This window comes from Pseudomonas carassii, from assembly GCF_036324045.1.
GTDB lineage: Bacteria > Pseudomonadota > Gammaproteobacteria > Pseudomonadales > Pseudomonadaceae > Aquipseudomonas > Aquipseudomonas peradeniyensis.
The window spans coordinates 59,060-67,772 of record NZ_JAZDCT010000033.1 but is presented as its reverse complement, the minus strand read 5'-3'; the positions used below and the strand labels follow the sequence as shown (position 1 = coordinate 67,772).

Sequence of the window (8,713 nt, the reverse complement as noted above, 5' to 3'; positions counted from 1 at the left end):
CCCCCCCCGCCCCCCCCCCCCCCGCCCGGGGCCGCGCGCCCTGTAGGAGCGGCCTTGTGCCGCGAAGAGGGCTGCAAAGCAGCCCCTGGCGTCAGCGAATCTGGTGCTTGTGCAACAACCGATAGAACGTCGGCCGCGATACCCCCAGCACCTTGGCCGCGATGCTCAGGTTGTCGCTGTGCCGGTTCAGCACATCGCACAACGCCTGGCGCTCGGCCCGGTGCTTGTAGTCCTCCAGCGTGCCCAATGGCTGGTCCTGCTCCTGCAGCTCCTGCAGGCCCAGGTCCTGCGCCTCGATCTGCCGGCCCTCGGCCAGCACCAGCCCGCGCCGCACCCGGTTGGCCAGCTCGCGGACATTGCCCGGCCAATCGTGGCGTCCCATGGCCGCCAGGGCGCCGTCGCTGAACGAGCGTGGACGGCGACCGGTCTCGGCGCTGTAGAACTGGGAAAAATGACTGGCCAGCATCGACAGGTCACCATGCCGGTCACGTAGCGGCGCGGTCATCACCTGCAAGACATTGAGCCGGTAGTACAGGTCCTCGCGAAAGCGCGCCAGCGCGATGGCCTTCTCCAGGTCCACATGGGTTGCCGCCAAAACCCTGACGTCCACGGCGATCGGCTGATTACCCCCTACCCGCTCGATGTGCTTCTCCTGGAGAAAACGCAGCAGGTTGGCCTGCAACTCCAACGGCAGGTCACCGATCTCGTCGAGAAACAGGGTGCCGCCATTGGCCGCCTCGATACGCCCCACCTTGCGCTGGTGCGCCCCGGTGAACGCGCCTTTCTCGTGGCCAAACAGCTCGGACTGGATCAGGTGTTCGGGGATAGCGCCGCAGTTGATGGCGATGAACGGTTTGTCGCGCCGCTGCGATTGCCGGTGCAGGGTACGCGCCACCAATTCCTTGCCCGTGCCGCTTTCGCCACGGATCAGCACCGGCGACTCGGTCGGTGCCAGCTTGCCCAGCAACTTGCGCAGTTCGCGGATCGGCCGGCTCTCGCCCAGCAGTTCGTGTTCAGGTTCATCCACCCGCACCGGGCCTTTGCCGCGCAACCGCGCCATGCCAAAGGCGCGCCCCAGGGTGACCTGTACCCGCGAGACATCGAACGGAAGGGTGTGAAAGTCGAAAAACCATTCACAAACGAAATCACCGACATTCTGCAGTCGCAATTCCTCGGCGCTGAGCACGGCGATCCATTCGGTATTGCTGCGCTTGATCAGGTCCTTGACCGCCTCGGGGTGCAACAGGTGCGAGGCCTGCAGGCGTACCAGGCCGACATCGCAGGACTGCTCCATCGCCGCCTCGAGCGTACAACTTCGCACATCCCAGCCGACACTGCGCAAACCTGGCAAAAGGCGGTGGCAATCGTCGCAGGGGTCGACGATCAGCAAGCGGCGGAGGGATGCGGTATCGAGCATGACCTTTCCTTGACGCCAGATTATGGTTTTTTAACTGTAAACAGACAGTTGCGACGCCCGAATTAACAGTAGCAATGAACTTGACGCCCCCCACTACCGTTGGTCAGCCCACCCTGATCCCGCACACGCCTTCGGGAATTCTCCAACTCAATTGCCGTCTTAAGCGCGCCGGACAGGTAAGAAAAAAATCGCCGATATAAAAAAATTTCAACGGCCATGTGACTTCAACCCTGATCTGGAGCATCAGTACGAATAACCCCGCGCTGTACACTTTTGTGGAATAACACCGCGGCACCTTATTTCGCTGTTTGGGACCATGAGAGAGACCGAACCATGAACGCCCCGCTCCGTGTCAACGAAGCACTGCTGATCGCCGACCACGCCTTCGAACCCTTCCAGTGCGTAGCCTGGGATGCACCCAACGGTACTGGTGAACTGAGCCTGGCAGTGATCGACCGGACCAGCACCCGCATCGGCAGCAAACAAGTGTCCTCGCGCGTCTATTCCGACCCCGCGCAATGGGCCAGCCTGATCGAGGAAGTGCGCGCCGAACTGTCCGGCAAAGGTTACGACCTGCAACCTTGGTCGATGCCGAAGTAAGAACAGCACTCTGCTGCAAGTGCGTGGCCACCACGCACTTGTGCAAGTTTCCCCATAGGCGGGGAATACGTTTTTCAATTGCGACATCCTGTCGCAGTTAGATTTTTATTTGATCACCGCGAACTGCTCGATATGCCGATAGTCGGCTTGCAGTTGTTCGGCAAGTTGGCGTGCCCGGCCCACGCGCACCGCCGCTGTTTCCATATCCACCAGCAACGTCACGCAAGGTAGCGGCTGCAACGCAGGGCCCTGCTGCAGACGACCATCGGTCAACACCAGGCAGCGCTGGACTACATGGGGTAGCCGCTTGCCCCGCGCCAGCAGCCACTGACGCGCCTCCTCCAATGCCGCTGGCAATGGTGTCCCACCGCCCGCCCCCAGGGCCTGCAACCAGGGCTGCAACGCCGCCGAGGCTTTCAGTCCATGGCGTTGCCATTGCGGCCGATTGCCACTGGCCGTGAGCAAGGCCAGACGCGCACGTTGCCGATAGGCCTCATCGAACAACCCGGTCAGCAGTCCCTTGGCCTGGGCCAGCGCCTGATTGCGTCGGGTCGACGCCGACGCATCGACGATCACCAGCCACAGTTCCGGCGCCTGGGCCTGGCGCTGTTGCCAGCACAGGTCGCGTCGCTGGCGTGGCCGCCCTTTGAGCAAGGTCGCCAGCCAGGCGATGCGCCCGCTATCACTGATGCGCGGGCGGCCCCGGGAAGTCCCCGTCAAATGACCGACGCGAGGCCTGGCATCCGCCACCCGATCATGGCGCGAGCGGATGCTCAGGGCTTTTTTGCCCAGTTCGGCACCTCGCGCCGAGCACCCGTGGCCACCGGCTGAGCAGGCAATGCCCCCCAGTCGCCTTGACCGCCCGGCGCCTCTTGTGGACTCGCCTGCCCGCCAGCCGAAGTGGCCTGGGGTGGCGGCGCCTCGGTGCGGCGCCGATGGCGCAGGGCAAACTCGGCAACCGCCTGCACATCCACCTCCTCGATCACCGAGTTACCCCGCCAGGCGGCGTGGGCCCGCGCCGCGCGCAACCAGACCAGGTCGGCGCGCAGGCCGTCCACGCCAGCGGCGAAGCAGCGCTCGGTGATCCAGGCCAGGGCCAGGTCATCCAGGGCAATCGACATCAGGCGCTCGCGTGCCGAGCGGCAGCGCTCGCGCAATGCCGCCTGCTGCTCGGCCCACTGTTCGCAGAACGCCTGCGGATCGCTGTCGAAGGCCAGCCGGCGCCGAATGATCTGCTGACGCGCCTGCGGCGCTGGCAAACCTTCCAGGGCCACGTTGAGGCCAAACCGGTCGAGCAACTGCGGACGCAGCTCACCCTCCTCCGGGTTCATGGTGCCGATCAGCACGAAACGGGCGGCATGCCGATGGGAAATGCCGTCGCGCTCGATGCGGTTGGTGCCGCTGGCGGCCACATCCAGCAGCAGGTCCACCAGGGGATCGGGCAACAGGTTGACTTCATCGACGTACAAAACCCCACCATCGGCATGGGCCAGTACGCCTGGCGAAAACCGCGCCTGGCCCTGGCCGAGTGCGGCATCCAGGTCGAGGGTTCCGACCAGACGTTCCTCGGTGGCACCCAGTGGCAGGGTCACGAACGGGCCGTCGCCCAGCAGGTCGGCCAGGCCCCGGGCCAGGGTGCTCTTGGCCATGCCCCGCGGCCCTTCGATCAGCACGCCGCCGATCTTTGGGTCGATGGCTGTCAGGCACAGGGCCAACTTGAGGTCATCGGCGCCAACCACGGCGGCCAGGGGGAATTGCACGGGTTCACTCATGTTCAGCTGTCTTCCTCGCCAGCGAGCAACTGCTGCTCGAGGCTTTCACGATAGTCGCCCGGTTCCTGCCACAACCCGCGCTGCTGGGCTTCCAACAGGCGCTCGGTGAGGTCGCGCAGGGCTTCGGGGTTGTGCTCGCGCATGAAATCGCGGGTGGCCGGGTCGAGCACATAGGCATCGGCCAGGCCTTGGTAATGATGGTCGTCAATCAGGTGGGTGGTGGCGTCGAAGGCGAACAGGTTGTCGACCGTGGCCGCCAGCTCGAACGCCCCTTTATAGCCATGGCGCTTGGCGCCGTCGATCCACTTGGGGTTGAGCGCCCGCGCACGGATCACCCGATTGAGTTCTTCCTTGAGGGTACGTACCTTCGGCCGATCGGCCTGGCTGTGGTCGCCGTGGTAGCTGGCCCGCGTGGCGCCGGCCAAGGTTTCGGCGGCCGCCAGCATGCCGCCCTGGAATTGGTAGTAATCGTTGGAATCGAGCAGGTCGTGCTCGTGGTTGTCCTGGTTCTGCAGTACCGCTTGCACCTGTGCCAGGCGCTGGGCGAACGCGGCGCGGGCCGGGGTGCCTTCGTCGGCGGCGCCATAGGCGTAGCCACCGTGGTTGAGGTAGACCTCGGCCAGATCGTCGCGGCTGTGCCACAGGCGTCCGTCGATGGCGTTCTGCACACCGGCCCCATAGGCGCCGGGCTTGGCGCCGAACACCCGCCAGCCGGCCTGTCGCGCCGCCTGTTCGGGCTCGATGCCAGCACCAAGCAGCGCTTCGCGCTCGGCGCGCACCCGTGCGGCCAGGGGGTTCAGGTCGTCCGGCTCGTCCAGTGCCGCCACCGCCTGCACGGCGGCGTCGAACAGGCGGATCAGGTTACCGAAGGCATCGCGGAAGAAGCCTGACACCCGCAGCGTCACGTCCACACGTGGCCGGTCGAGCAGGCTCAGCGGCAGGATCTCGAAGTCATCGACCCGTTGGCTGCCAGTGGCCCACACCGGGCGTACGCCCATCAACGCCATGGCCTGGGCAATGTCATCGCCGCCGGTACGCATGGTCGCCGTGCCCCACACCGACAGGCCCAGCTGGCGCAGGTGATCGCCATGGTCCTGCAGGTGCCGCTCGAGGATCAGGTTGGCCGAGGCAAATCCCAGGCGCCAAGCCGTGGCGGTCGGCAGGTTGCGCACATCGACGGTATAGAAGTTGCGCCCGGTGGGCAGCACGTCCAGCCGCCCGCGGCTGGGTGCGCCGCTGGGTCCGGCGGGGACGAAACGCCCGGCCAGGGCCGCCAGCAGGCCATCGATTTCGGCAGCGCCGCAGGCATCCAGATCGGGGGCGACCTGCTCGACCAGCGTGTGCAGCACTTCGCGCACTGCGTCCCATTCGACCCCGTCCGATAGCGCGAGAGTGCCCAGCAGGGCCTGCTCGATCAGTGACAATGCCAGCAATTCCAGGCGCTCGCGGGTATCGCCACAGGTTCGCCAGAGGCTGGCGTCGAGTTGCACCAGCAGGTCCGGGCGCGGCCCGCCCCACGCCTGCCCCAGGTCACAGTCCAGCGGGTCGAAACCCAGCGCCAACGCCTTGGCCAGCACACGGATCAGGCTGGCGTTACCGCCCTTGCCATCGCCCCGCGCCACCCGCAGCAACGCCAGCAACGTATCGCTGCGCAAACGTCCCTGCGGTGACTGCCCGAACACGTGCAGGCCATCGCGGATCTGCGACTCCTTTAAATCGCACAGGTAGGTGTCCAGTCGCGGCAGCCACACCGCCGCGTCCTCCATCTGCCCTTCGAGTTGCAGCTCGCGGTCGATATGGTGGGTCTTGACCAGTTCGAGAATGTCCCGCTGCAGTTCGCGGGCACGACGAGGGTCGAGTAACTGCGCCTCGTAGTATTCATCGGCCAGTTGCTCCAGATGGCGCAGCGGGCCGTAGGTCTCGGCGCGGGTCAGCGGCGGCATCAGGTGGTCGATGATCACCGCCTGGGTGCGGCGCTTGGCCTGGGCGCCCTCGCCCGGGTCGTTGACGATGAACGGGTAGATGTTGGGCAACGGGCCGAGCAACGCATCCGGCCAGCACTCGGCGGACAGGCCCACGCCCTTGCCTGGCAGCCATTCCAGGTTGCCATGCTTGCCCACATGGATCACCGCGTCGGCGGCATAGCCGTTGCGCAGCCAGAAGTGAAACGCCAGGTAGCCGTGGGGCGGCACCAGGTCCGGGTCGTGGTACACCGCGCTGTGGTCCACCTGGTAGCCCCGCGCCGGCTGGATGCCGACGAAGGTCAGGCCGTAACGCAAGCCGGCAACCATCATGCGTCCATTACGGAACATCGGGTCCTGCTCGGGCAGCCCCCAGCGCTCCAGTACCGCGCGCCGGTTGGCCTCGGGCAAGGCAGCAAAGGCCCGCTGGTAGTCGGCCAGGGCCAGGCTCTGGGCGCAGGGGCGCTGGTCGAGGTGATCGAGGTCGTTGGTGACCCCGCCGAGCAGTTGGTGAATCAACTCGGTACCGCTGTCGGGCAGACCGGCCACCGGATAACCCTGCGCCTGCAGGGCCTCGAGAATGTTGAGCGCCGCGCCCGGCGTGTCCAGGCCGACGCCATTGCCGATGCGCCCATCGCGTGTCGGGTAGTTGGCCAGCACCAGGGCCACGCGCTTTTCCTGGTTGTCCAGACGCGCCAGGGTCACCCAGCGCCGTGCCAGTTCGGCGACGAAGTCCATGCGCTCGGGGTGGGCCCGGTAGCAGACCACATCGGACTGGCTGCGCTCGCTGCGCCAGGCCAGGTCCTTGAAACTCACCGGCCGGGTGATGATGCGCCCGTCCAGTTCCGGCAGGGCGATGTGCATTGCCAGGTCGCGGGCGCCCAAGCCCTGCTCGCTCTGCTCCCAGCCGGGCTGGTTGTCCTGGGCGCAGATGGCCTGCAGCACCGGCACATCACGGCGCAGCGGGCGCAGGTTGGGTTGCTCGGGGCTGGACAGGGCGAAACCGGTGGTGTTGATCACCACTTCGGCCTGCACCTCGTCGAGCCAAGCCTCGACCTGGTCCAGGCAGGCGCGCTCCTTCAGGCTGGCCACGGCGATGGGCAATGGATTCAGCCCACAGGCCTGCAGGCGCTGGCAGAACACATCGATGAACGCCGTGTTGGCAGCCTGCAGGTGCGAACGGTAGAACAGCAACGGCGCCACCGGATGCTCCGGGTTCCACTCGGCGTACCAGTCTTCAAGGCGCGCCGTGGCCTTGGCCGGATGGTAGACCGCCGTGCGCGGCAAGGGCTGCGGCTCATCCCACGGGTAATCGCGGCCCAGCCATTGGTTGGCCAGGCAGTTGAACAGGCTCACCGCGTTGGCCTTGCCGCCCTGGCGCAGGAAGTGCCAGAGGCGCTCGGCCTGTTCGCCGCGGACCGTGCCCAGGTCGGTGAGTTCAGGGTCGGGACGGTCGTCGCCGGGCACCAGGATCAGCTCGACCCCACGCCCCGCCAGTTCGACCAGTTGCTCGACACCATAGCGCCAGTAGCCGACGCCGCCATGCAGCGACACCAGGATCACCTTGGCATGACGCAGCACCTGGTCGACATACAGGTCGACCGAGGCGTGGTTCTGCACCAGCATCGGGTTGGCCAGGCGCACGCTGGGGAAGTCCGCCGGCAGCTGCTCGGCGGTTTCGGCGAGCAGCGCCAGGTGTGAATCACCGCTGCAGAGGATCACCAGGTCGGCGGGGGTCTGGCCGAGGTCGGCGATGCTGTCGTCCGGCACGAAGCCGCCGGGTTGGGTCCGCAGCAGGTGCATGGATCAGGCGCCCAGGGCCTGGCGCAGGCGCGCTTCCAGCTGTGCGGCGTCCAGCTCCTGGCCGATCAGCACCAGGCGGGTGATCCGTGGTTCATCGCTGCGCCAGGCGCGGTCGAAATGCTTGTCGAAGCGAGTGCCCACGCCCTGGATCAGCAGGCGCATCGGCTTGCCGGGGATGGCGGCGAAGCCCTTGGCGCGCAGGATGCCGAACTCGGTGACCAGCTGGGTCAGGGCATCGAGCAGCAAGCTTTCGTCGGCTTCAGGCAGATCGATGGAGATCGAGTCGAAGGCGTCGTGGTCATGGTCGTCATGGTCATCGCCGTCGTGATGCGAGTCGTGATGGGTACGACGACCATCAATATGCGCCTCGGACTCGGCGCCCACGCCCAGCAACACTTCCAGCGGCAGGCGGCCGCTGCTGGCCTCGATCACCTTGACCGCCGGCGGCAGCTCCTCGGCCACCTCGGCGCGAACCTTGGCCAGGCCCTCGGCGTCGATCAGGTCAGCCTTGTTCAGCACCACCAGGTCGGCGCTGGCCAGCTGGTCGGCGAACAGTTCGTGCAGCGGCGACTCGTGGTCGAGGTTGGGGTCGAGCTTGCGCTGGGCATCGACCTGCTCCGGGTAGGCGGCGAAGGTGCCGGCGGCCACGGCCGGGCTGTCGACCACGGTGATCACCGCGTCGACTGTGCAGGCGTTGCGGATTTCCGGCCACTGGAAGGCCTGCACCAGCGGTTTGGGCAAGGCCAGGCCACTGGTTTCGATAAGAATGTGATCGAGGTCGCCGCGACGGGCCACCAGTTCGCGCATCACCGGGAAGAACTCTTCCTGCACGGTGCAGCACAGGCAGCCGTTGGCCAGCTCGTAGACACGGCCGTTGGCCTCTTCCTCGGTGCAGCCGATGCTGCACTGCTTGAGGATCTCGCCGTCGATGCCCAGCTCGCCGAACTCGTTGACGATCACCGCGATGCGGCGGCCCTGGGCGTTGTCGAGCATATGGCGCAGCAAGGTGGTCTTGCCCGAGCCGAGGAAGCCGGTGACGATGGTGACGGGAAGCTTGGCCAGTGTTTTCATGTCGCGATGCCCTTGGCAGCAATGGCGCGGGCATGCAGGACGACAGCCATGGCCATGCCGGCCTGGCGCGTTCGCCACCGGATCACCCC

The 8,713-nt window shown here is 66.4% G+C and carries 6 protein-coding genes; 1 reads left to right on the top strand and 5 read right to left on the bottom strand.

Translation table 11 applies throughout. The annotated features are described in order from the left end of the window. Window positions 1–91: 91 nt before the first annotated feature. Window positions 92–1,417, bottom strand: a complete 1,326-nt coding sequence (locus V0R62_RS21325) for a sigma-54 dependent transcriptional regulator (RefSeq protein ID WP_330105114.1) — start codon at window positions 1,415–1,417, stop codon at window positions 92–94. A 333-nt stretch (window positions 1,418–1,750) separates the two neighbouring features. On the opposite strand from V0R62_RS21325, the gene V0R62_RS21320 reads away from it, so the two are divergent. Then, window positions 1,751–2,017, top strand: a complete 267-nt coding sequence (locus V0R62_RS21320; RefSeq protein ID WP_028690802.1) for a hypothetical protein — start codon at window positions 1,751–1,753, stop codon at window positions 2,015–2,017. 105 nt (window positions 2,018–2,122) lie between these two features. Here V0R62_RS21320 and V0R62_RS21315 read toward each other — a convergent pair whose 3' ends face one another. From V0R62_RS21315 to cobW, 4 genes are read right to left on the bottom strand one after another with little or no spacing between them, the layout of a single operon-like run. Beyond that, window positions 2,123–2,737 (bottom strand): vWA domain-containing protein, encoded by a 615-nt coding sequence (locus tag V0R62_RS21315; protein WP_330105113.1) that lies wholly within the window; start codon window positions 2,735–2,737, stop codon window positions 2,123–2,125. A 53-nt stretch (window positions 2,738–2,790) separates the two neighbouring features. Then, on the bottom strand, window positions 2,791–3,789 hold the full coding sequence (locus tag V0R62_RS21310; protein WP_330105112.1) for an ATP-binding protein: 999 nt from the start codon (window positions 3,787–3,789) through the stop codon (window positions 2,791–2,793). Between the two features lie 2 nt (window positions 3,790–3,791). Continuing rightward, window positions 3,792–7,553 carry a cobaltochelatase subunit CobN gene (gene cobN / locus V0R62_RS21305; RefSeq protein ID WP_330105111.1) on the bottom strand — a complete coding sequence of 1,254 codons (3,762 nt, stop codon included), beginning with the start codon at window positions 7,551–7,553 and terminating at the stop codon, window positions 3,792–3,794. Between the two features lie 3 nt (window positions 7,554–7,556). After that, on the bottom strand, window positions 7,557–8,624 hold the full coding sequence (gene cobW, locus V0R62_RS21300) for a cobalamin biosynthesis protein CobW (protein ID WP_330105110.1): 1,068 nt from the start codon (window positions 8,622–8,624) through the stop codon (window positions 7,557–7,559). Window positions 8,625–8,713: the final 89 nt, after the last annotated feature.